General features: G+C 64.0%; 17 protein-coding genes. 7 read left to right on the forward strand and 10 right to left on the reverse strand.

All coding sequences use genetic code 11. The features are described from left to right. Positions 1-15 precede the first annotated feature (15 nt). Entirely contained in the window at positions 16-765 is a 750-nt protein-coding gene (locus C4S68_RS18800; RefSeq protein WP_103934652.1) for a metallophosphoesterase family protein, read from the forward strand. Between the two features lie 34 nt (positions 766-799). On the opposite strand, the gene C4S68_RS18805 is transcribed toward C4S68_RS18800, so the two are convergent. The 4 genes from C4S68_RS18805 to C4S68_RS18820 all read right to left on the reverse strand — a co-directional run bounded on the left by C4S68_RS18805 (position 800) and on the right by C4S68_RS18820 (position 6,251). Next, complete coding sequence (locus tag C4S68_RS18805) at positions 800-3,199, reverse strand: patatin-like phospholipase family protein (protein ID WP_235011707.1); 2,400 nt, start codon at positions 3,197-3,199, stop codon at positions 800-802. Between the two features lie 204 nt (positions 3,200-3,403). Beyond that, the gene (gene msrA / locus C4S68_RS18810; RefSeq protein ID WP_103934653.1) at positions 3,404-4,030 is read right to left on the reverse strand and encodes a peptide-methionine (S)-S-oxide reductase MsrA; all 627 of its coding nucleotides are present in this window, start codon (positions 4,028-4,030) and stop codon (positions 3,404-3,406) included. 438 nt (positions 4,031-4,468) lie between these two features. Then, entirely contained in the window at positions 4,469-4,807 is a 339-nt protein-coding gene (locus tag C4S68_RS18815) for a histidine triad nucleotide-binding protein (protein ID WP_103934654.1), read from the reverse strand. A gap of 103 nt (positions 4,808-4,910) precedes the next feature. Beyond that, positions 4,911-6,251 carry a M48 family metalloprotease gene (locus C4S68_RS18820; RefSeq protein WP_103934655.1) on the reverse strand — a complete coding sequence of 447 codons (1,341 nt, stop codon included), beginning with the start codon at positions 6,249-6,251 and terminating at the stop codon, positions 4,911-4,913. A 241-nt stretch (positions 6,252-6,492) separates the two neighbouring features. Between C4S68_RS18820 and C4S68_RS18825 the strand changes: the two genes are divergently transcribed. Both C4S68_RS18825 and C4S68_RS18830 read left to right on the forward strand, forming a co-directional pair. Beyond that, positions 6,493-8,391, forward strand: coding sequence for a TldD/PmbA family protein (locus C4S68_RS18825; protein ID WP_235011708.1), 1,899 nt, complete (start codon positions 6,493-6,495; stop codon positions 8,389-8,391). Next, complete coding sequence (locus C4S68_RS18830) at positions 8,392-10,107, forward strand: metallopeptidase TldD-related protein (protein WP_103934656.1); 1,716 nt, start codon at positions 8,392-8,394, stop codon at positions 10,105-10,107. A gap of 108 nt (positions 10,108-10,215) precedes the next feature. On the opposite strand, the gene C4S68_RS18835 is transcribed toward C4S68_RS18830, so the two are convergent. Together C4S68_RS18835 and C4S68_RS18840 are read right to left on the reverse strand one after the other, a co-directional pair. After that, on the reverse strand, positions 10,216-10,995 hold the full coding sequence (locus C4S68_RS18835; RefSeq protein ID WP_103934657.1) for a septal ring lytic transglycosylase RlpA family protein: 780 nt from the start codon (positions 10,993-10,995) through the stop codon (positions 10,216-10,218). Between the two features lie 79 nt (positions 10,996-11,074). Then, a complete protein-coding gene (locus C4S68_RS18840) occupies positions 11,075-11,311 on the reverse strand; it encodes a hypothetical protein (RefSeq protein ID WP_103934658.1) in 237 nt (78 codons plus the stop codon). A gap of 477 nt (positions 11,312-11,788) precedes the next feature. Here C4S68_RS18840 and C4S68_RS18845 point away from each other — a divergent pair, with 477 nt between their 5' ends. Both C4S68_RS18845 and C4S68_RS18850 read left to right on the forward strand, forming a co-directional pair. Beyond that, positions 11,789-12,475: a hypothetical protein gene (locus C4S68_RS18845; protein ID WP_160115235.1), complete on the forward strand. Its 687-nt coding sequence runs from the start codon at positions 11,789-11,791 to the stop codon at positions 12,473-12,475. 157 nt (positions 12,476-12,632) lie between these two features. Beyond that, positions 12,633-13,658, forward strand: coding sequence for a hypothetical protein (locus C4S68_RS18850; protein ID WP_103934660.1), 1,026 nt, complete (start codon positions 12,633-12,635; stop codon positions 13,656-13,658). Between the two features lie 193 nt (positions 13,659-13,851). On the opposite strand, the gene bamA is transcribed toward C4S68_RS18850, so the two are convergent. The 3 genes from bamA to C4S68_RS23990 all read right to left on the reverse strand — a co-directional run bounded on the left by bamA (position 13,852) and on the right by C4S68_RS23990 (position 19,052). Next, positions 13,852-16,812: an outer membrane protein assembly factor BamA gene (gene bamA, locus C4S68_RS18855; RefSeq protein WP_235011709.1), complete on the reverse strand. Its 2,961-nt coding sequence runs from the start codon at positions 16,810-16,812 to the stop codon at positions 13,852-13,854. A 305-nt stretch (positions 16,813-17,117) separates the two neighbouring features. Next, positions 17,118-18,773 carry an exosortase J gene (gene xrtJ / locus C4S68_RS18860; protein WP_146072227.1) on the reverse strand — a complete coding sequence of 552 codons (1,656 nt, stop codon included), beginning with the start codon at positions 18,771-18,773 and terminating at the stop codon, positions 17,118-17,120. Positions 18,774-18,839: 66 nt separating this feature from the next. Beyond that, on the reverse strand, positions 18,840-19,052 hold the full coding sequence (locus tag C4S68_RS23990; protein WP_103934663.1) for a PExPT-CTERM protein: 213 nt from the start codon (positions 19,050-19,052) through the stop codon (positions 18,840-18,842). Between the two features lie 275 nt (positions 19,053-19,327). Here C4S68_RS23990 and frr point away from each other — a divergent pair, with 275 nt between their 5' ends. Further along, positions 19,328-19,912: a ribosome recycling factor gene (gene frr / locus C4S68_RS18870; protein WP_103934664.1), complete on the forward strand. Its 585-nt coding sequence runs from the start codon at positions 19,328-19,330 to the stop codon at positions 19,910-19,912. A gap of 60 nt (positions 19,913-19,972) precedes the next feature. On the opposite strand, the gene folP is transcribed toward frr, so the two are convergent. Beyond that, positions 19,973-20,920, reverse strand: a complete 948-nt coding sequence (gene folP / locus C4S68_RS18875; protein ID WP_103934665.1) for a dihydropteroate synthase — start codon at positions 20,918-20,920, stop codon at positions 19,973-19,975. 369 nt (positions 20,921-21,289) lie between these two features. Between folP and dacB the strand changes: the two genes are divergently transcribed. Next, the gene (dacB, locus tag C4S68_RS18880; RefSeq protein ID WP_235011710.1) at positions 21,290-22,864 is read left to right on the forward strand and encodes a D-alanyl-D-alanine carboxypeptidase/D-alanyl-D-alanine endopeptidase; all 1,575 of its coding nucleotides are present in this window, start codon (positions 21,290-21,292) and stop codon (positions 22,862-22,864) included. The last annotated feature ends 64 nt before the right edge of the window (positions 22,865-22,928 follow it).

The following is a 22,928-nucleotide window of genomic DNA, read 5'->3' on the forward strand; positions in this document are numbered from 1 at the left end:
CTAGCGCTTTCCGACATGCGCTCCCTCATCCTCTCTGACATTCACGGCAACGTTCACGCGCTCGAGGCAGTTCTTGCCGCAGCTACAGACGTCGATCAGCTCTGGGATCTCGGCGACGTCGTCGGATATGGCGCGACACCTAACGAGGTCGTAGCGCTGATGCGTGAGCGTGCCGCCCTCAATGTGCGTGGCAATCACGATCGCGTGTGCTGCGGACTTTCGAGCGCTGCAGGCTTCAATCCGGTCGCTGCCGAAGCCGCCATGTGGACGCATCGCACCCTGACCGAAGAAAACCTCGCCTGGCTGCGGGAGATGCCACAGGGCCCCGTCCGTGCCAGCGAAACCGTGCTCCTCGCCCACGGCTCTCCGCTGCACGAAGACCACTACATCCTCTCCATGCGTGACGCCTGGGCGCCCCTGCAGCGCATGGAGTCCGAGATCACCTTCTTTGGCCACACCCATGTGCAGGGAGGCTTCTCCCAGCGCCAGGAAGAGTGGGAAGAAAGCCGGCCCGTCTTCCAGCAGACTGGCGGCATGGAGAGCTTTCTGCTTGAGGTCGCTGCAGGCGCAAGGTATCTGATCAATCCCGGGTCCGTCGGCCAGCCCCGCGACGGAGATCCCCGCGCCTCTTTCGCCATCTTCGATGACGCCGCCGCGACGGTGACCTTCTACCGCGTGCCCTACGACATCGCAGCGGCGCAGGCAGCCATCCGCGAAGCAGGCCTTCCCGAGCGGCTCGCCGCAAGGTTGAGCGGGGGCAAGTAGAAGAGCAGCTTCTAGCCGCTAGGAGCTAGGCTTTCTAGAAGAATCTTCCCAGCGTGAACGTCAGCTTGTGCTCCCCGTTGCTGCCGAACGCCGGGGCTACCGTAATGACTCCGAGTGGCGTCTCGGCGACCACGCCAAAGTAGAAGTCCTGGCGGAAGATGTTCGCCTGGTCGGGCGCGCGCACCTGCCCTGCCTCGTAGGTCCCTCCCACGTAGATCGACTGCCCCAGCGGTGCTGGCAGCCTGGCGATGCGCCGCAGGTATCCCGGCGTGACGAGGAAGTAGTCCGTCCCGCGGTATTGGTCGATCGCACTGGCGGAGAGCCGCAGCGGTCCGCCCAGCGTGTAGCGGAAGGGCTGCGGCACATTGCGATTCAGCATCGTGCCGCCCTCGGCGTTCATCAGGAAGAGGTTCTTCGCCCCAAAGGTGTGGGCCAGCTCGATCTGGTTGAAGAGCTGCGGCGCGTTGACACTGCCATCGGTCGCAAACATGTAGCCCAGGTCTGAGGTAAAGCGCACGCCATACCGGGGGATCAGCCCGCGATCCTGGTTGTCGAAGACGTAGCGCACACGCGCCTTCTGCGAGTTGCCGCTGTAGTCGGGGAGGAAGTCATTTCCCGTCGTCTGCGTCCACTGCACGTTGTGGAACTGCCAGCCCACACGCAGCTCCTGGTCCTGGTGGTCGGTCCAACCCAGGTCGCCGCCCAGCCCCGCGGTTTGCGACTGCCGCTCGGCGAGCCGGTAGTCGTTCTGGTACGTGTAGTACGGCGTGCGGTCGAAGTCGATGCGCGGCGCGGCGAAGAGCCCATGGATGCCGAGCAGGCGGTAGTACTCCGCCTCGGCATGGGTGACGAAGCCGAAGCTCACCTTGGCGCGGAACTCGTTGCCAAAGCCGCCCACATCCTGCCACAGGAAGCGTGTCTCCACGGTGGCTCGTGTGACCCCCGCCGTCTGCGCCGCAAGGTTGAACCCGGCAGCCAGGAAGGGTGGCCCGTTCTTCTTGTGGTTCACGCTCACCAGGATGATGGGTTGCGTGGAGTTGGCATCTTCGTAGCCCACCGTATAGTCCGCGTCGTACGCTCCGTCGGAGCGAACCTCCGCCAGCAGCGACTCGATCTGATCCGTGTTCACCGGCTTGCCGACGATCGGCGCAAACGTACGCTCCACCGCAGCCGTCGCGGATGCGTTCGGGGCTGTCACCTTGACGCGCAGGATGTTGCCGGCCGGCGCGCGCTCCTTGGAGCGCCGCTTCGCGATGTACATGCTCCACTGGTCGTCGCTGATGGCGTACTTCAGCAGCTCCGCCTTGTGGGCTTCGGCGGCCTGGTAGCCGCGGTCGGCCAGGTCGTTGATCTTCAGGTAGTCGGCGCCGGTGTAGCCGGTGACGTCCGGCATGATGACCACATCGGCCAGCTTGCGCTCGCGGTCCTCGTTGGCTTCGATACCCACCGCAAAGGCGCGTTGCAGCACGCCCACGATCGAGTCCAGGTCACCCTTGCCGATGGGCTGCAGCGGAAGGCTCACCGCAAGGATCACGTCGGCCTTCATGGCCTTCACGTCCTCGGTAGGCAGGTTCGCCAGGATCGCTCCATCGACAAACTGATGGCCACCCAGCTCGAAGGGGCGGAAGACTCCCGGCAGCGACGCCGAAGCGCGCACCGCATCCTGCAGCGACCCGCGGGAGAACGTCACCGTCTTCGCCGCGGTGAGGTCCGTGGCCTGGCAGCGGAAGGGGATCGGCAAGTCGTTGAAGTTCAGCTGGTCGTTGTATCGGAGGAACTCCTTGTCCAGCAGCTCATTCAGGCCGGTATCGGTCAGCAGTGAGTTGCGAAAGCTCACGCCATGCCGTAGCCCTGCGGCGATGGCGTTGGGCGTGTCGCGCGTGTCCTCACGGCGCCGGAAGTTCTTGGCCGAGTAGGAGGGCTGGATGCGGAAGACACGGTCCACCGAGTCGTCGGTCATGATCTGCCGCATCTCCTTCGGGCTCTGGCCCGTGGAGTAGAGCGCGCCAACGATGGAGCCCATGCTGGTGCCGGCGATGACGTCCACCGGGATGTGGTGCTCGTCCAGCCACTGCAGAACGCCGATCTCCGTCATCGCCTCGGCGCCGCCGCCGCCCAGCGCAACGCCGATCACCGGCCGCCCCGTGGGCAGGTCGGTTGGCGCCGTGTTGGGATCGAGCGGGCCGTGGTTCAGCTTCGTCGTGGAAGCGGCTTCCTCGCTGGCCGAGGCCGGCTTGGACGCCGAGTCCTGCGGCTTCCCGGGCTGGCTGCCTGCCGGGGCACCCTTTTCCCCCATCGAGCCCACGCCGCCCCCGAGCTGTTGGGCCGCCTGCTGCGCGGCTCCCGAGGAGCTTTGCGCGGTCATGTTCGAGGTCGCGAAGATTGCAGCTGCAAGAAGAAAAACGTACGGCGTCGAGCGGAAAGGTTCGTTCATGGTCTTCCAGGGCGCGGGGAAGTGCTGGCCATTGTGCGCGTTACCTGTTAGACGCCATCTTTCCGGACGTGGATGGTTGGGGGTGGCGCTTCGCGTCAGTCCACGCTCCGGTCAGCGGTTCCGAGCAAAAAGAAAGTGCCCCGAATCCGCAAAGGGATCTGGGGCACTCTATCGAACAGGCAACAATCCGCCAGAATCTGGCAGCTAGAGTCGAAAATCCTGAAACAACGCAGGAAACTGCCGCTCCAGCTCGCCGATCTTCGGGATATCGCAGACCTGGATGTACGGGTTGTGCGGGTTCTTCAGGGCATAGTTCTGGTGGTAGTCCTCACCCGCGTAGAAGACCTCGAGCGGGGCCACCTGCGTGACGATCGGCTTCGGAAACAGGTGTGCCGCATCGAGCTGGCGGATGTAGTCCAGGGCGACCTGGCGCTGCTCCTCGCTGGTGAAGAAGATCGCCGAGCGATAGCTGGGACCGATGTCGGCGCCCTGCCGGTTGAGTTGTGTCGGGTCATGCACCACGCTGAAGAAGATGCGCAGCAGCGTGCCGTAGCTCACCTTGGCGGGATCGTAGATTACCTCGATCGCCTCGGCGTGGCCGGTTTCGTGGGTGCAGACGTCGCGGTAGTTGGCGGTCTGCGCGGTGCCGCCGGTGTAGCCGACGGTGGTGTGCACGACGCCCTTCACGCGCTGGAAGACAGATTGAACGCCCCAGAAACAGCCGCCCGCGAAGATCGCAGTGTCGGTCTGCCCGGCGTCCCAGCCGGACTCAGGAGCAACGATGTCCCGCACAGGAGCGGGAATGGGTTCATGACGGGTCGCGAATGCCATAGGCCTATTGGACGCTGAAGAGGGCAGGGAAGATGCGAGGGGGACAGCGCTTCGGGGTGGCCGCTGGAGCGCTTCGCGATAGCGTCCTGCGGATGGTAGCGGCTTCGCCGTTGGCGTGCTTCGCACGTCAGGGAGGAACTGGGCTCCCGTCCTGCCGTCGTTTCCGCTGCCTCCCGTCGTTGCTGTTGCTTTTCCGGTTGGCCTCCCCGGAGAGGATCTGCCTTCCCCCACACGGTTGCACCATTCCGAGTGCAGGCTCGCGCTAACCGCGAAGCGGCTCACGGCGCAGCCGCTACCCCGCGAAGCGAGCTAACTGGCTGCAGGCCAGCCGCTTACGATGAACCACCAGAGTTACCCCCAGCTCGTGCGCTACTTGAAGTGTTGCGAGTTGGTAAACAGCCGCCAGCAGATACCAGCCCGTCACCAGATCGACGCGTTCTAGCCCGGAGGCCAGTGCATCGGCCGGCCGCCCAGCAGGTGGACGTGCAGGTGTCCCACCGTCTGCCCGCCGTCCGCGCCCGTGTTGATCACCATGCGGTAGCCGTTGTCGAGCCCCTGCGCCTTCGCGACCTCGCCGGCCGCAGCCAGCAATTCTCCGTAGACGGCAGCGTCCTCCGCTGTGCCATGAGCATGGCTGGCCAGGTGCTTCTTTGGAATGACGAGCACGTGCACCGGCGCCTGCGGGCTGATGTCCGGAAACGCCAGCACGTGGTCGTTCTCATACAGCCGCGTCACGGGAATCGTGCCGGCAGCGATCTTGCAGAAGAGGCAATCCATAGGGAGAAGATACGAGATTCGAGAGGCGAGAGGCGAGTGAGTGGAGGTCAGAGAGTAGACGGGAACTGCGGAGCAACTCTGCTCACTGCTCACTGTCCTCTACTCACTTCTTCTTGAAGTACTTCGGCTCCATCCCCCGCGCCCACGGATCGTAGGCCTTGCCGAACGCCGCGCGGTAGCCCGTAGGAGGATGGTCATAGCTCCACCACACGTACAGCGGATTTGGGTTGGGGTCCGAGTATGAGGTCTCGCCCAGCAGCTGGAAGCTGCCCTGCGCGGCGCCCTGCGGGTCGGCCACGATCCCATGCACCAGCTCCTGCCCGTAGATATCCGCGGCATGCTCGTGCTGCCGGATCATGTGGCTCTCCAGTGGCTCGGAGACGATCGTCAGCAGTGTTGCGATCAGCATGAAGACAGCAAACGCCCCCCAGTCGCTCATGGAGGCGATGCGCCACCGCGCCCCGTGCCGCTTCAGCAGCCACTGCGTTCCCACAAAGAGCGCCATCAGCAGCGCCAGCGATCCGGCCACGCTCCACCAGAAAGCCTGCTCGATGTGGCCCAGCGCATAGTGCCCGCTCTCGTGCCCGAAGATCACGAGGATCTCGTCCGGTGTGGCCTTCGCAATCGTGTTATCCCACACGACGACCCGCTTCGAGCTGCCGAAGCCCTCGACATCGGCGTTCAGGGTCGTCACCTTCTCGCTGGCCTTCTCGAGGAACATCCGCTCGGGCGGGATATCCATGTGCCCCTTGGCGCAGAGCTCCTCGAGCTTCGCCACCAGCGCGGGATTGGTCTTCTGCAGCGGCTCGTAGTGGTTCATCACCTTGTTGGCATACGGCGTCCCATAAAACGCCGCTGCGATCAGCGGAATCGACAGTACCCAGCACACCAGCCAGCAGCTCCGGGGAAAGCGGCGGACCAGGAAGAAGAGAAGCAAGAGGAGGAGTGCATAGATCGGATAGCTCAGCGTTAGCACCTTCGCCTGCAGGCCGAACCAGCTGCCCCAGCTCTGCACGGAGAGCCCGAAGTGCACCGCCTCATGATGCGAAAACACGCTCAGCGGAAGGTCGATCAACGTGATCAGAAGCATCCACGCGAAGGTGAAGAGAAATGCCTGCGCCCAACGATTGCGGAAGGCCACGGCGCGGTCGCGCACCCAGGCGATGACGCCCAGCTGCAGCAGCGCCCAGAGGCTCAGCAGGTCCCAGGCCTCGCGCACAAAGTGCAGCGGCGTGAAGATCTCCGACAGCGTGCGTGCTTTGGCGAGGCTCGCCGGGGGCAGGGAGTAGTCGGGCAGATTGCTGTGCAGTGGCGTTGCGGCGATCTTCGCGCGCGCGTAGGCGTCCGCAACGCTTTCGGCCCGGGTTGGCGCGGCGTGGGCGAAGGATGCAAGGGACAGCAGTACGGTGAGCAGGCTGAGTGCCAGCAACGAGCGAAGGCGCATGGTCGGACTGCGTCGAGTGTGCAGCACCCGGCGACTCCGCGGCAAATCCGTCGGCGTGCTGGCCCGCGAAACGAAACCGTCCATTTCGGGGTCTATAGGAATGGAGCCAGTTTCGGAGTGCTGTGCGTGCCGTGCCCGACCGGTGTGGCTGCCGTCTCCGGGTACACTGGGAACCAATCTTCCACCCCTTGAAAGCGGGCCTGCCGTGAGCCACCCTCCTCTCCCTGAGAACACGATTGCCATGAACCGCAGCGCTCGCCGCATGCGCCTCCGCGAGCGGTCACGCTTCGCGCGTCCGGGAGCCACTGCACTCTTCCTGGCCGCTGCCATGGCAACGGGTAGCCAATCAGCATCCGCCCAGAACGCTGCGGTCGCGTCGGTTTCGAGCGCGGCCCTCGCCAGCCCTGCACCTTCCGCTCCGTTCGCAGGCCCCGTTGCCGGAGATCCCGTTCTCATGCAGGCGATGGAAGCGGAGCTTCACCGCGCCCAGACCGAACTCGGAGCCACCGCCACGCAGGCGATGCCAGCCGCAGGCAAGGCCTCCGCGAAGGTGACAGCGCAGCCGAAGCCCTACTTCCTCAGCTACTCCGTCGCGGACTTCGAGCGCGTGAACATCACGTCCTCCTACGGCGCGATCTCAGGCTCCAATGACACGCACGCCCGCGTTGCGGATGTGCAGGTGCGCATCGGCGCGCCCGCCATGGACAACACCCACGGCGACCACCGCACCAGCGCTCTGACCACCATGCAGCTCCCACTCACCGACGACGAGCCGTCCATCGAGCGCACGCTCTGGTTCGCCACCAATCGCGGCTACGGCAAGGCGCTCGACGCCTTCGAGAAGGTGAAGACCGAGCAGCAGGTCCGCGCCAAGGAAGAAGACGCTTCGGCTGATTTCTCCAGGCAGCAACCCGAGTCGGAACTGCTCAGGCCCGCGTCCAAGCTCAGCATCGACCAGGCAGTCTGGGAGTCGCGCCTGCGCGAGATCACTGCGGTCTTCCGCCGTTACCCCAACATCTATTACGACACTGCGATCCTCAGCGCAGCGCATGAGACCGACTACTTCGTCTCCAGCGAAGGCACGCGCGTGGCTGCGCCCAGCACGGTCGCGAGGCTCGTCATCGTTGCGCGCACGCGTGCCGCCGATGGCATGGACCTCTTCCGCGTCGAGACCTTCGAGGCCGACACCGACGGTCATCTGCCCGCACAGTCTGAGGTGCTCGCGAAGACCGAAGCGCTCGCCAGGAATCTCGACGAGCTGCGCGTCGCGCCCATCACCGAGCCTTACAACGGGCCTGCGATCCTCAGCGGCCGCGCGGCTGCGGTCTTCTTCCACGAGGTCCTCGGCCACCGCCTCGAAGGCCAGCGCCAGCGCGGCGATGAAGAGGGCCAGACCTTCACCAAGCTGCTCAACCACCAGATCCTGCCGACGTTCCTCTCCGTCACCGACGACCCCACGATCAGCGCCTTCGACGGCCATCCGCTTAGCGGCCACTACATCTTCGACGACGAAGGCCAGCCTGCACAGAAGGTCGATCTCATCAAGGATGGCGTGCTGAAGACCTTCCTCATGTCGCGCCTGCCTGTGGCAAGCTTCTCGGAGTCGAACGGCCACGGCCGGGCGGAAACAGGAAAGATGCCGACAGGCCGTCAAGGCAACCTCATCGTCAGCTCCACCAAGACCGTCAGCGATGCCGAGCTGCGCGAGATGCTGAAGGCCGAAGCGAAGAAGCAGGGCAAGGCGTACGGCCTCTTCTTTGAGGACATCAGCTCGGGCTTTGCGGTCACCACGCGCCGCTCACCACAGGCGTTTCAGGTGATGCCGCTGGTCGTGTATCGCGTGTACGTCGACGGCCGTCCCGATGAGCTGGTGCGCGGTGTGAGCATCGTGGGCACACCGCAGGCCGCGCTCAATCGCATCGTTGCCACAGGCGATCATCAGGACATCTTCAACGGCGAGTGCGGCGCCGAAAGTGGCACCGTGCCAGTGAGCGCCGTCGCTCCAGCGATGCTTGTCTCGGAGATCGAGACGCAGCGCCAGTCGCAGGGCACCGCACGGCCTCCCATCGTGGAGCCACCGCCACTCAAGCAGTCGCAGGCCGCAACGACCACCGACAGCGCGGCGAAGGGTGGTCAGTAGATGAAGTTTGCTAGCTCGCTTGCCGCAACGTTGATCGTCTTTGGAGCTTACGGAGCCGTTGCACAGAAGAAGGCGGCCACGCCATTTCAGTGCGATGACTGCGATGGGGCGCAGGTCGCCCATGTTCTCAAAGGGCCGCAAATCAAGCCGCTCACCGATCCCATCCTGGCCGCCATGCAGGACGAGCTGGAGCGGGAGAAGACCGAACTCGTGCTCCCTGGCATGCAGAGGCCCTACTTCATCGCCTATCGTCTCGAAGACATCCAGAGCTACGACGCCACCGCGAGCTATGGAGCGCTTACCGGAGAGAACGAACGTCGGCAGCGCGTTGTGCGTGTCGAGCTGCGCATTGGCGACTACGTCTCCGATTCCAGCTCCGCCCGTGGCGATGGCACGCTCGAGCTGGCTCCTGGCGACGATGATGCCGCAGCGCTCAAGTTCGCGCTTTGGACTGCAACCGACGATGCCTACAAGGCCGCGCTGCGTGCCTATGCGGCCAAGCAGGCCGCGCTGAAGAACTTCCAGACCCCACCCACAGCCAACGACTTCACGCCCGCCAAACCCATCACGCACATCGAGCCGCTGCACACGCTCGTGCTCGATCGCGCCGAGTGGAAGAAGCGCATCATCGAGGCCAGCGGCTTGTACGCGACGGCGCCCGAGGTGAAGAGCTTCGCCGATCAGGTCCAGTATTCCAACGCCAACGTGCACGCCATCGTCGTGAACCGCTATACGGTGGACACCGATGGCGCCGCGATGCGCACCGGCTACTCCAGCTACTCCGACCAGATCGCCGTCGGTGGCCAGGCTCCTGACGGCATGGAGCTGGGCCGAGCCAATGGCTCCAGCGCGGCGACTGCCTCAGGCCTCGAGAGCGCCGCCTCGCTGCACAAGCGCGCCATTGACAACCTCAGGAGCTTCAATGAGCTTCGTCTCGCGCCGGTCGTCGACTCCGAGGATTATCACGGCCCTGTGCTCTTCTCCGGGGATGCCGCTGCCGATGTCTTCAACCGCCTCTTCATCCCCAACGTCGAGGCCGATCGCCCCGATATGGGCACTACCGCCCGCACGCAGGGTGCGTACCAGTCGAGCTGGAAGAGCCCCGTGCTGCCAACCTTCCTCAGCGTCGTCGACGACCCCACGATGAAGACCTTCGAAGGCAAGACCCTCGTCGGCAGCTATGAGGTCGATGACGAAGGCCAGCCTGTCGCTCCCGTGGACGTCGTCGAGCATGGCAAGCTCATCAACTACCTCGTCGGCCGCGAGCCGGTGAAGGACTTCCCGGTCTCCAACGGTCACGGCCGCGCAGCGCTGGGACAGGGGGCCCACTCCAAGGCCGGCATCATCGTCGTGAAGAGCGCGCAGCCGCTCACCGCGGAGCAGATGCACGCGAAGCTGCTCGCACTCGCGAAGGACCAGCAGCGTGATGTGTACGAGGTCGAGACGCTGGTGGGCGACCTGGTCCCCCGGTTGCTCTATCGTGTCTCTCCCAGCGGCAAACGCACGCTGGTGCGCGGGGCAGTCTTTGACGAGCTCGACCAGCGCGCCCTGCGCTCCGAGGTCATCGCCGCGGGCGGAAAGCCTTACGTCGCGCAGACCGCAACCCCCGTGCCGGAGACGACAATCGTGCCCGAGCTGCTCTTCGCAGATATCGCGGTAAAGCGCGCCACGCAGGAGCAGGCGAAGCTGCCGTATTATGCTCCGCCGGGGAATTGAGTGAGTGTTGTTCTACGTTGTGAGTGGTACGTTCTACGTGTTCGTACAACGTAGAACGCACAACATACAACGGAGCCTTCCACATCGAACTCGCCTGCCGGCCGGTTCCTAGTCCGTCCGCACCAGGTACGCTTGCGAGAACTTGTCGGGCGAGCCGATCCAGCGTTCCATCGCCATCGCCGTCTGCTTGTCCCGGTGGATCGGGTCGATGCGCACCCAGAACCCATCGGGCCCGGCGAACTCGATCACCTGCGACCCCGGGTAGCGCTTCTGCAGCGCGGCCTTCAGATCGATGGCGTCTCCGCGATCCTTGAACACGCCGGTCTGCACGCACCAGTGTCCCTCGATGTCGGCGGTGTGGTGGGCGTAGGCCTCAATGCGGACGTTGGTCACCCCGGCGCGATAGAGCCCGATCGCCTTGGCGGCGCCTTCGGAAAGATCCACGACGCGGCCCTGCACAAACGGTCCGCGATCCGTGATGCGCACCAGCACCTGCTGGCCGGTGCTCAGGTTGGTCACACGCGCGGTTGAGCCTAGGGGAAGCGTGCGGTGGGCTGCCGTCATCGCGCCCTGCGTGCCCATCGTGCCGTCAGCCATCGCCCGGCCGCGATAGTTGGTCACATACCAGCTCGCGATGCCTTCCTCGCTGGAGATGGGGCCGGCGGAGATGTCGTCGAAGTACCCCGGAGGGGCGCTTGCAATCTCGGAGTCGATGCTGTGCGCGTCGAACTCGGCTGGCTGCGTGGGGCGAGGCTCAGCCGGAGGATGACCCTTGTGGGCGGGCGGGGGAGGCGGCTGGTAGGCGACCTTCTGCTTGTGGTGGCAGCCCGTGGCCAGGAGGCAAAGCACCGTGGAACTCAGGGCCAGGGCCCGTTTCAGACTTCGCATGCACTCCAATGAAAAAAGCGCACGCACCGGCATTGGCTGCCGGCGCGTGGCGTGGTGCTGGGGCCCTGCGGCCGCCATGTTACTTCTGGCCCTTGTCGGCGTCCGCACTGGCTTTATCGTCCAGGTGCTGCGCGAGTTGAGCGAGTCTTTCTGCTGCGGCACGCAGCGCTGCCGAACTGGAACGCCGCACATCGGGGAGCACCTCGTCGTCGACATACTTCACGACACGGCTTACCTCTTCCTCAATGCGGCTGGTGGCCTCGTGAAGCTTCTCTTCCCATGGGCGGCGCGGAGGCTGGTTCGTATCGAAGGGCATAGGGTCTGTTCCCGTCCTGTTGCCGCATGGCGTCGCCCTGTGGGCGAAACACGCGGCACTTCATCATGATCCGCAGCGAGGCATTGCTCCGTCAATGCAACCCAGGTCGCAGACCCGGGGCTGTGCCAAGCTGGTTATGTGTGCCCGGGTGCCCCTCGCAAAATAGTCCCGAAGCCGGGGCAACCCTTTGAAAGGACAACTCCGGGTGTTTGTTGCGCGTCCGTTGCAAAAGAGTTCCCTCCGCCGCACGCGCCTCGGGCGCTGTCGCGAACTGCGACGGGGAGGACGAAAGGCCCCGGAATGACCTCGCTGTTCTTGCAACGCTTCCTCAAATCCTCTTCTTTGCTCTTGATCGCTACCCCAGTGCTGCTCGTGTCCGCCTCCACAGCATCGGCCCAGGACTCCGCCTCCCGGAGCTTCGCTCCGCAGACATCGTCAACGTTCCAGGCACGTTCCACCTCGATGCAGGAGCTGGCGTTGGCGACATCCCCCTTCGCTGCCTCGGTCCGGAACGACGCACCTGAAGCAGAGGCGCTCCCCGATGCGCCAGAGCCGGCTGGATATCGTTCGGAAACACGCAGCTCTGCGCACATCGCCCCGCTCTACACCAAGGACATCTGGGCGGGCTGGCAGGCCCAGCCGCTGCGTCCGCGGGACAAGGTCGTCCTCGGCCTCCGCGACCTCTACAGCCTGGGCAACTTTGGTGCGATGTTCGCCTCTTCGGGCTTCTCGCACCTCACCAATGGCCAGCCGAACTTTGGCACCGATCGCGGCGCCTACGGCCAGCGTCTGGGTGCTGCAGCGCTGCGAGAAACCTCCCAGGGACTCTTGACGGATTCGGTCTTTGCGCCGATCCTGCATCAGGATCCCCGTTATTACGTGCTCGGCCCGCAGTATGGCATCGTTCACCGCACCTTGTACGCGATCACGCGACCGCTGGTCACGCGATCCGACAGCGGTCGCCAGACTGTCAACGGCTCGCTGCTGCTGGGCTATGGCGCAGCTGCCGTGCTGACGAACGCGTACTACCCGGCGATCAATCGCAATGCCCGTGATACCGCCATCACCTTCGGTGATTCGCTTGGCGGCTCCGCACTGGGAGCGGTCGTCAGCGAGTTCGCCGAGCAGGTTCTCGTTGCTGTGCATCTTCGCCGCCCGGAATAAAACCTTCCGGGAGACGAAACCTCAGCAATTGAAAACAGCGTCAGAATGGCATCACCGGCTTTGCCGTTATAGGTTGGGTGGCGAGAAAGTTCGCCGATATTCGGTTCTTGTAAGGCTGCGCGAGCGTCGCGCGGTCAGGGAGCGGGTCAACAGGGAGATGGCGCGGATCCGCTGGCAGTCGTCAGAGACCGTTGGGCTGAAGGTGTGCGTGGTCACGTGCGCCTCCGTCAGCCTGCTCTTCTGCTGCAGCCGGGGCCACGCCCAGGCGCTTCCTGACGCTCCGGGCTTCCTCCTGGCCCGCTATGACAGCGCACCTTCCGTGGCAGTTCCGCCTCGCGTGGAGGTCCTCCCGGACTCGACGTCCGCTTCTTCCGATCGCGACGCCGATTTTGACCCCCTCGCCGTCGTTCGCGCGGCCGGCCAGAATGGCGAGACCCAGCTCCATGGCATGGAACAGAAGGCCCCGGCGTTGCCACCGCCCACGGGCTGCGTCAGCTTCCGCACCACCGCTCCCCAGGCGCCTGGGGTCGATCCGGAGAACCAGGGCGACCTGCTGGCGCTGCCCCACTGCGAGAACCCGATCCAGTACATCGTCACCGAGCGATCTCGGCCGCTCAGCTCCCGTGAAAAGGGCGACCTCGCGATCAAGGACTTCATCGACCCGTTCAATATCCTCGTCTTGACCGCTGGCGCGGGCTTCTCCATCGCGGCCAACTCCCACTCCGCCTACGGCCCGGGGTTCAGTGGCTGGGGCAAGCTCACCGGATACAGCTTCGTGGAGGATGCGCAGGGCGAGTTCATCGGCACCTACATGATCTCGTCGCTGGCGCATGAGGACCCGCGCTACCACCGCATGCCTGAGGCTTCCGTTCGCCACCGCATCGGCCACGCGCTCATCCACACCCTGTGGACCCAGCATGACGATGGCCGCCCGATGCTGAACTTCGAAACCCTGCTCACCTACCCGGCCAGCGCCGAGCTCTCGAACCTCTACGTCCCCGGCGTGCAGACCGATGCGAAGTCGACCGCCCGCCGCGTCGGGATCGGGCTGGCCACAGATCCGGTCAGCAACCTCATCGCAGAGTTCCTGCCCGACTTCGCCAAACGCATTCACGTCCGCGTGGTCTTCATGCAGCAGATCCTGAACCAGGTAGCGAACGGCGCACCCGCGGTGATGCAGTAGCGCTGCCGCGGAGCGGAACAGCAGAACAGCGGAACAGCGGAACAGCGGAACAGCGGAACAGCGGAACAGCAGAACAGTAAAACCGTTTGATCACCGGCGTCTGCGGGTTGCGTGCAAAGCAAAACGGACCAGCTCTCGCTGGTCCGTTGCTTTTTCTGTTCTGCTGTTCTGCTTCTCTGCTGTTCCGCTGTACTTAGAACGTTGTCGCCACCGTGAACCGGAAGGTCTTTCGGGGTTCGCGGAGGATGTAATCCGCGCCGTACAGCTGGATGACCTGCTGGTAGCTGTACAGACCGGCGCCGGTGTTCGGGAAGAAGTTCTGCATGCAGAGCGTCTGTCCGGCGGCGCAGGTGTTGGGCACTGCCAGCTCCTGCGGCAGGTCCTTGTACAGGCGGAGCGGGTTGTAGGCGTAGAAGATGCGGAACGGAGCGTTGACGATCGGCAGGATGACCTGCAGTTCGGCGCCGTTCGACATACGCGGTACGAAGTTCGTTCCCGGCACCGTCTTCAGGTACAGCGGGAAGGTTACCTTCTGGCCGCCGAAGCAGTCGCCGTTCACGATCTGGGGGCAGCCATACAGCGGGCTGTTGATCGTCGAAAGGCCAAGCTCGGACTGGCGAAGCTGACCGGTCTGCGAGTTGAAGGTGAGACCGAAGTCGGTGAAGAAGGCGAAGGTCACCTGGCTCACGATCGGAATGCGGTACTCCACGTTCGAGGTGAACGAGGTATCGCCGCCGATGGAAGCGAGACGATAGACCGGGATCGGGATCGAGACGTTGCCCAGCTGCGGATTGGAAGGATCGCGCGGGGTCAGTGAACCGTCCGGATTGGTGAGGTTGAAGCTCACCTTGGTCGGGATGAACGTGTAAGGCGACGACGAGCGAATGTCGAAGCCACGAACGTCGTTCTCGCCACCGCCGTAGATACGCGCCATTGGCGGCGCCACTTCGCCGCCGAAGCCACCAACGGTGGAGAACAGCACGCGGTAGCCGAGAACGTTGTGTCCCTCGCGGTTGACCTTGAGGCCCTTCATTGGGAAGAACTGACGCCAGGCCACCGTGGGAGCGTAGTACTTGGTGTTTCCGCCCACGCCTGCCAGCTGGAAGGCGATGTTCAAGTCCTTGCCGCTGTGCGGTCCTACGCCGCGATCCAGCGTCGAGAAGCTGAAGCTGGGCGTGACGATCGAGCTGATGATGCCCGAGAGCTGGCTCGTGCCGGCGATGCCGGAGCGGAAGGCCAGGGTCTCGAAGACGTCACGCGTGTTGGAGTTGAATGTCGTGATGCCCGACCGCGACAGCGAGTAGCTGAGACCGATACGAGCCACACCCGAGCGCCGGAACAGGCCACGCAGCGCCGACGAGGTGGAGATCGTCAGGCCAGTCGAAGACTGGTTGTAGTTCGTCAGCAGAGACTGCTGCGCGTTGGTCAGGTTCGCACTCTGGCCGTTCGCGATGGCGTAGCTCTTGGCCGGGTTGTAGTCGAACTTGGTGGCAAACAGCTGCACGCCCAGCGAAATCGGCTTGTTCTTCAGGTACGGCTCGTTGAAGCCGATGCTGACGCGGCGGGAAAGATCGCCGAGGTTGCCGTTCACCGAAAGCGTTTCGCCCAGGCCGAGGAAGTTGTTCGTCTCGTACTGCACGCCGAGGAACGAACCCGACTGGCCCGAGATGCCGCCGTTCAGACCGATGGAGTTCTTGCCCTTCTCGCGAAGCTTTACGAGGAGGTCCACCGTCCCGAGGTCGACGTTCTGGTGCGTCTCCACGTCCTGGTCGCTCTTCAGCGTCTCGAAGTAGCTCAGCTGGTTCAAGCGCAGCAGCGAGAGATCGAGCAGACGGGAGTTGTATACCTGGCCTTCTTCGATCAGCATCTCGCGGCGGATGACCTTGTCGCGGGTGATCGTATTGCCGGTGAACTCGATGCGCGAGACATAGAACTGCTTGCCTTCGTCGATATCGATGTTCAGGTAGATCAGCTTCTTGGCTTCGTCGAACGTGGGCGCCGGGGTCCCGATGAACTGGATGTAGCCGTACTCGCCGTAGGACTTGCGCAGCTGATCGAGGCCCTTGGAGAAGATGGTGGCGTTGAAGATCTCGCCATCCTTGTTCGCAAACTGAGCACGCAGGGCCTTGTTGTTGTTCAGGGCCTTGTTGCCAGAGAAGGTGATGCCGCCGAGCTTGTAGCGCTCACCCTCTTCGATCGGGATCAGGATGTCGACGCGCTTGCCGGTGGAGGGCCGCAGGGTGAAGGGGTTCACGCCGCCGGCGTTGCGGACGTTGGTCTGCGGCTCGCCGGTGGTGGCCTTGAAGTAGCCACGCTCGCGGTACGCCTGGCGTACGCGCTCGGCATCTTCGTCCAGCTTGGAGGCGTCGAAGGTGCGCGGGAAGATGCTCTCGAGGATCAGCGAGTGCGGAATGCCGATCGGCTTGAGGTTCTTCATCGATTCGATCAGAACGCGCGGGCTGACATCCTGATTGCCCTGGAACTGGATCTTGCCAACCTTGACCGTCGGACCTTCCTTCACATTGAAGGTCAGCGCCACGGCGGCGGGAGGAATCGTCTTGATCTCGGTACGGATCGTCGCGAACTGGTGGCCGTGCTCACCGAGCATCTGCTGCAGCACCACCTCGGCGCGCTTCACCTTGGTCGGGTCGTACTGGCTTTCGACGGTGAGGCCGACCTTCTCCTTCTTGAAGCGGTCGAGCACGTCGGAGACGGAGACGGCGTTCAGGCCCTTGTAGTTGATCTCGCGGATCGTGGGCTTTTCGCGGACGTACACCTCGAGCTGGATACAGGAAGGCGTATCCACGCGCTCGATGCGCACATCATCGAAGTAGCCGGTGTTCCAGAGCGAGTTGAAGTCACGCTCAAGGATCGTCGAATCAAAAGGATCGCCCTGGCGTGAATACAGACGCGCGAGGATCGATTCCTTCGGAATCCGGCGATTGCCGATCACCTGGGTTGCACAGAGAATCTGCGGGGTCGCCGAGGCGGCCGAAAACTGGGGGGTCGCCGCAACCTGCGCATGCAGGACGGGCAACAGCGTAAACGCGCCGGCCGAAATCGCAAAGGCACGCAGGAATGTTCCCGAAAGGACGCTGCTGCGGGGGGCGATTCGGCTCGAGCGCGGGCGCACAGCCTGGGTCGTAGAGTTCACGGAGCTTACGCTCACTCGCGTTCCGGTAAAAATAACCACACCCTCACTGCTTCTTGGATCTGCTGCCCTGTGTGAAAACGAAGGCGGAGCTTTGATTATAGGCGACGGGCGCAACCGCGGGCGACCGATCCGGTTGGTCATCCGGGTGCCTCAGATTGCGTTCGGCCCGAGTATGGCTCGGGTCCGGCTCACATCCTGCCCCAATACCGCCTGGGGCGCGGACCAATCGCCTGTTGGTTGGACAATTACCTTGAGGATCGACGTGTGGCCGAGGCAGAAGAAAGCCGCAAACCCGCCAAACCCTCTCAGCGGTGGCTGTAGGGCTTGCTCAGCTCCACGAGGTTTGCCTGGCGAAGGAAGTCGCGCAGGACTACGGACAGCGTTGCCGCCGTCTCCGATGGCTCAGAGCTGGTGTCGCCTGTGTCGATGCGAAGAAGAACCGGTACCGGTCGCGACGCATCTGCCTCGAGCGGAAGCCCCCGGTGTGGGCGGGCATAGACCATGGTGACGTGATTGGACGACGTGTTGAACTCGCTGCAGGTGCCTCCGTCGCAGACGGAAGAGGCCTCGAGCCACTGCATCGTGCCGCTCATGTAGGTGAATCCGGAAAATTGTGTCTTCCCGCCGGGGGTGTCGGCGTCGATCTGGCCATGCCACGCAGGATCCTGCCCGCGGGTCATGTGGCAGACTTCAACGTCGTGAACGTCCAGCACGGGCGAAAACCCAAGCTTGATGTGCGGAGAGCCTGACTCCGGCCCGGCGTATTCGCCCCACGTGTACACCACGACGCCGTCCAGCAGGGAATCGTCATAGCGGTCCACGAGGCGGTAGTTGCCAATGTGATCGGGCAGCCGCGGGATCACCCGCGCCGTCACCGGCTCCTCCGCGTGAAGATGCGTGTACTCCGCGGCGAACAGGACGCCGAGGACGATCAACGCGGCGCCACGGATCAGGAACGGCCGCAGCGGTGTCGTGTCCGGAGCAGAAGGCTCCGCAGCAGGCCGCAGGTCCGAAGGCTTCTCCCTTAGGTAGTTCACCACCGTGAAGAAGATGCCCAGCGCAATCATGAACAGCGTGCCGCCGATCAGGTAGTCGGCCATCTCGCCCTTGGTTTGCAGCCACGGATAGGGCAGCGCGATCTTGTAGTAGACGACCAGCAGGCAGAGCCGCAGCAGGTTGAACAGGTAGCCCAGCATCACGGAGCCCAGCACTACCGGCGCATAGACGAACCAGCGGAACCGGTAGACGTAGCTGACCACGATCGCGGCCAAGCCCAGCGTGATCGATCCGCGAATGCCGTTGCAGCCCGGCGCGATGAACATGCCGAAGTTGGGCGTGAACATCAGCCGCAGGCGGTCGGCGGTCAGCGGAGTGCGAAGCAGGTGGGCAAACGAACGCGCCACCTGGGCGGAGATGTACTGCAGGGGAAGGTCGACGCGGCGGCTGAAGGTCTGCGGCACCGGAATCACAGCCCACATCAGCAGCACAGGAAACCAGCAGCGGCGGAGCAGATCACGGCCACCCAGCGCGAGCACCAGGCCAAGCGCATACATCACCGCTACAAGGGGCAGCGGTGGAATCTGCAGAAGCCATCCCTTGTTCACGGTGATGACCAGCAGTGTCTGATCGCGAACAAAGACAACCATCGCCCAGAACACCAGCAGAGCAATGCCCCACCAGGTTCCGCGCGTGTTCCAGCCCGCACTTCGCCAAGCGCGAAGGATCAGGGCAAAGCAGACCAGGGGAATTAGAGCCCCCATGGACTTCAGGTCGTCTGTAAGCCAGAAGTTCGCGAGACGTATCGCCGAAGGCCATACGAGGAAGCCGGCGGCAATCCAGGAGAGCCCTGCGGTTCCCAGGATGAGAGAAAGACGAAGAGACGAGGGTAGGGATTCAGCGCGGCCGGAGGGCTCTGGCTGACGCGCCGCCGCCCAATCCATCGCGCTGTGGGATTCTGACACGGGACACCTGCAGGTAGCAGGGCCTAACCAGCAGGCATTGAAGCCTGCGAGCTAAGCCCAGTCGGTTTACTTCGTGCGCGGCTGACGCCGTGCGCGGAAGCGACGACGCAGCTCAGACAGGCCGTAAGCTCCGCTCGCCATTCCCGCAAGAATCACGGTTGGGTTTTCCGGAGAGCTGTCCGCGCATCCTCCCACGCTGTGCTGTGCCAGAGCGGGATGGGCAAGTACACACATGGTGAGAAGTACAGCAGCGACTGCAAAAAGCTTTTTCGACGACATCGGACGGTTCCTCGGGTGGGGAGCTTGTGACGGCCCCCGTGGTCGGAGTCATCTCTAGCCACAAAAGAGTCGTGCCCCCTTCGGTATCAGGTGGCGGCGGATCTTCGGGAGCCAAGAAGTGTCTCCATACTAGGGAGCCCCCGAAATCAAAGTCAAGAAAAGTCATAGGGTAGTCATCTCTTTCTTCTCAAAGGGCCTCTCTTTGTGAGGCGCCCTCCTCGGAAGTGAGCGGGAAAGGTACAATCGTCGGTGGAACAGAGGAGGAATTCGCCCCCATGGCATCGGTAATGGCAAGCATCGAGGCGCTGAAGGGAATCAACGACCAGCTGCGCAAGCGGATGGAGAAGACCGTTGACGACTATGGCGCCCACCTGGTGAGCGTCCGCACCGGCCGAGCCTCCGTCCACATGCTGGACGGGATCAAGGTCGACTACTACGGTTCGGAGGTGCCCATCTCGCAGGTGGCGCAGATCATGACTCCGGAAGCCCAGCTCATCGAGGTCAAGCCCTGGGAGCAGCCCATGGTCGCCGCCATCGAGAAGGCAATCCGGACCTCGGGCAAGGGCTTCAACCCCATGCACGATGGCAAGCTGATCCGCGTGCCCGTGCCGCCCATGAACGAAGAGCGCCGCCGCGACGCCGTCAAGCAGCTCGCCGGCGTCCTGGAAGACCACAAGACCTCCATTCGCAACATCCGTCGCGATGGCAACGACGCCGTCAAGAAGGCTGCCAAGGATAAGCAGATCTCCGCCGACGACGAAAAGCGCGCCAACGAAGAGATCCAGCAGCTCACCGATCAGGAGATCAAGCGGATCGAGGAGATGTTCAAGAACAAGGAAAAGGAAGTCATGACGATCTGACGTCGTGCGCCTCCAGACAGACAAAGGCCCGCCATCTGGCGTGCCTTTGTCGTCCGGTACCTACTCTTCTTCGAACATCAGCGTCTGCCCGGCCATGAGCAACGCATCGGCGACCGCGCAGGCCTCGCGGGCCGGCTGGACTTCGTGCACCCTGAGGATGTGCGTTCCGGCCAGCACTGCGGCGACGTGGCCGGCGGTGGTGGCAGTGCGGCGCGCGTCGGCCAGGCTCAGCTCTTCGCCCCGCGGCAGCACCTCGCGCACGGCATCGCCCAGGAAGCCCTTTCGCGAAAGCCCCAGCAGCAGTGGGCGACCCAGCTCATGCAGCCTGCCCAGCCCCGCCAGCAGGGTAAAGTTCTCCGCGCCGCGCTTGCCGAATCCGAAGCCCGGATCCACCATCATCCGCCGTGGTTCCACGCCCATCGCTTCAGCCAGCGCCATGCGCTCCATCAGCCCGGCGAAGACCAGCGGCAGCACCTCGGAGGCCGGTAACGGAGGCTGCGATCTCCAGTCGCCGGGACGTCCCCGGGTATGCATCAGGATCAGCCCTGCGCCTGTGGTGGACACCACCTCGGCCATCTCATCGTCCCAGGTCAGTCCGCTTACGTCGTTGATGACCTCGGCGCCCGCAGCCAGAGCGGCCCGAGCCGTCGCAGCGTGGTACGTATCCACCGAGATGATCGCGTCAGGCCGCACCTTCAGCACCGCTTCGAGCACCGGGAGCAGCCGTCGCTGCTCTTCTGCCGTGGAGACCGGGTGGGCGCCGGGCCGGGTCGACTCCGCGCCCAGGTCGAGCAGGTCTGCCCCTGCGTCCAGCGCGGCCAGTGCGGTCGCGGCCGCCAGCTTCGCTCCGGCGCCATTCCCGCTGCCGGGCAGGCCATCGCCGGAAAAGCTGTCCGGCGTCAGGTTGACGATCGCCATCAGCAGCGTCCGGTCTCCCACCAGGAGGGACCGGGTGCGCAGCCGCCATTCAAACAGGGGCCGGGCGGTAGATAGGGTGAGGTTGGACATAATCCGCGCGCTCAGTAGGGGTGGTTGAGGATCAAACGCCAAGGCTCCGTCGGGCGTACCGGATCCGATTCGCATTCGCGGAGAACATTTGTTCTCCTCGTCCCCGGAAAGTTACCGGAGGACAAGTCTTCATGCCAGACCAGCCGGGTGGCAGATGTTGCGGCAGACCGTTGTAGACTCGCTCCCATGCGGAAACGGATAGCGATACATGGGGCGCGGCGGTCGGCCGTTGCGGGGTGTCTTTTCGGCGTGTGCTTGGGAACAACTAGCCAGGTACTCGGTCAGATGCCGCATGCTACTCCGCGGACGCAGAGCGCGCCAACAAAACTTTCGCCTTCCCTCAGCTTCCCCACAGGATCTTCCACCGCAATGGGAACACAGGTTGCCAGCCTCGTCGCGCAGCCCGAGGTCAGCCGCGCCCACTGGGGTGTCGCAGTCATGGCGCTCGACGGCACGCCGCTCTACGGCTATGAAGAGGGCCAGTACTTCCGCCCCGCCTCCAACGCCAAGCTCTTCACCTCGGTAGCGGCAACGCAGATGCTGGGCCTCGATAAGCGATTTACGACTACTGTGGTTGGACGTGGCGACATCGCCAACGGCGTACTCCAGGGCGACCTCATCCTCAAGGGTGGTGGCGATGCCAACTTCGCCTCCGGCTACGTCCTGCCGTACACCCCCAAGGCGCAGCGGTCCGCCGATGCAAAGCCTGCAGGCCTCGCCGACTTCGATGACCTCGCAGCGCAGATCGCCGCGAAGGGCATCCGTGAGGTCGATGGCGACGTCGTCGGCGACGATACCCGATTCGAGTACGCGCCCTATCCGGCCGGCTGGTCCGAGGAGGACATGATGTGGGGCTACGGTGCTCCCGTCAGCGCGCTCACCGTGCACGACAGCCAGCTCGACCTCACCATCACTCCCGCGCCTGCGGGCACAAAGGCCTCGCCAACGATCGTCTTCGATCCCGCCGTCCCGTTCTACACGGTGAACGCAACGCCCATGGACGGCCACGTCTGGTCTGTCGGTACTCAGGATCTCAAACGAAACCAGGTCCTCGAGGACCGCGAGCCCTACGCGCGCGACTTCCACTTCTTCGGCTACGTGGATGCCAGGCATGGCGCCTATACCGACGAGCTCGCGGTCGATCGCCCGGCGGAGTTCGCAGCCGCCGCGCTGAAGCAGGCGCTCGAGCAGCACGGCATCACGGTGAAGGGAAGCATCCGCGCCCAGCACTATCACTCCCAGTTCCTCGGCTCGGACTTCGAGGCCTCGCACGCTCTGCCCGCAGCAGCGCAGGTTCCGGGGCTGAACCCTTTTGCCGAAGCCGCTGACAGCCACTGCGACGCGCAGAGCGCAGCTGCGGTCGGCCAGCCCTCAGACCAAGAGCATCTCCTTGCTGAAAAGCAGTCCGTACCCTTTGCCGTCGACCTCAAGCTCACCATGAAGGAGTCGCAGAACCTGCACGCCGAGCTGATGCTTCGCAATATGGGCGTCAACCGCGATTGCATGACAGGCCTCTATCTGCACACCGCTCTGGCGTGGGAACGTGCCTTCCTCACGCGCGAGGTGGGCCTCGACGGCGACGACTTCCAGCTCTTTGATGGCTCCGGCCTCAGCACGAAGGACCTCGTCACTCCCCGCGCCACCGCGCAGCTCCTGCTCTACGCTTCGAAGCAGCCATGGTTCGCGACGTGGAAGGACGCTCTGCCTGTCGCCGGCGTCGACGGCACCCTGCGCGCACGCTTCCCCGATGCTCCCTACAAGGGACACATCTTCGCCAAGACCGGCACGCTGGGCGAAAGCCGCGCTCTCTCGGGCTACCTTGAAACCGCCAGCGGCCGCACGGTCATCTTCTCGGTCATGGTCGACACGCACGCTCCCAGCGACGGCGGCTCGGACACGAAGGTGATGGACGCCATCGTGAAGGCGATCGCGGGGGCGTTTTAGCTGCCGTGGCTCGGCGGTTGTTTCAGGATGTTGGTTGTTCGGTGTTGGATGTCGGGTCCGGGTC

Source organism: Bryocella elongata (assembly GCF_900108185.1).
In the GTDB taxonomy this organism is placed as follows: domain Bacteria; phylum Acidobacteriota; class Terriglobia; order Terriglobales; family Acidobacteriaceae; genus Granulicella; species Granulicella elongata.

What these genes read in the sequence shown, in the direction of transcription:
- C4S68_RS18800 (WP_103934652.1), top strand. Translation starts at nt 16, where the DNA reads ATGCGCTCCCTCATCCTCTCTGACATTCACGGCAACGTTCACGCGCTC.
- C4S68_RS18805 (WP_235011707.1), bottom strand. Translation starts at nt 3,199, where the DNA reads ATGAACGAACCTTTCCGCTCGACGCCGTACGTTTTTCTTCTTGCAGCT.
- msrA (WP_103934653.1), bottom strand. Translation starts at nt 4,030, where the DNA reads ATGGCATTCGCGACCCGTCATGAACCCATTCCCGCTCCTGTGCGGGAC.
- C4S68_RS18815 (WP_103934654.1), bottom strand. Translation starts at nt 4,807, where the DNA reads ATGGATTGCCTCTTCTGCAAGATCGCTGCCGGCACGATTCCCGTGACG.
- C4S68_RS18820 (WP_103934655.1), bottom strand. Translation starts at nt 6,251, where the DNA reads ATGCGCCTTCGCTCGTTGCTGGCACTCAGCCTGCTCACCGTACTGCTG.
- C4S68_RS18825 (WP_235011708.1), top strand. Translation starts at nt 6,493, where the DNA reads ATGAACCGCAGCGCTCGCCGCATGCGCCTCCGCGAGCGGTCACGCTTC.
- C4S68_RS18830 (WP_103934656.1), top strand. Translation starts at nt 8,392, where the DNA reads ATGAAGTTTGCTAGCTCGCTTGCCGCAACGTTGATCGTCTTTGGAGCT.
- C4S68_RS18835 (WP_103934657.1), bottom strand. Translation starts at nt 10,995, where the DNA reads ATGCGAAGTCTGAAACGGGCCCTGGCCCTGAGTTCCACGGTGCTTTGC.
- C4S68_RS18840 (WP_103934658.1), bottom strand. Translation starts at nt 11,311, where the DNA reads ATGCCCTTCGATACGAACCAGCCTCCGCGCCGCCCATGGGAAGAGAAG.
- C4S68_RS18850 (WP_103934660.1), top strand. Translation starts at nt 12,633, where the DNA reads ATGGCGCGGATCCGCTGGCAGTCGTCAGAGACCGTTGGGCTGAAGGTG.
- C4S68_RS23990 (WP_103934663.1), bottom strand. Translation starts at nt 19,052, where the DNA reads ATGTCGTCGAAAAAGCTTTTTGCAGTCGCTGCTGTACTTCTCACCATG.
- frr (WP_103934664.1), top strand. Translation starts at nt 19,328, where the DNA reads ATGGCATCGGTAATGGCAAGCATCGAGGCGCTGAAGGGAATCAACGAC.
- folP (WP_103934665.1), bottom strand. Translation starts at nt 20,920, where the DNA reads ATGTCCAACCTCACCCTATCTACCGCCCGGCCCCTGTTTGAATGGCGG.
- dacB (WP_235011710.1), top strand. Translation starts at nt 21,290, where the DNA reads ATGGGAACACAGGTTGCCAGCCTCGTCGCGCAGCCCGAGGTCAGCCGC.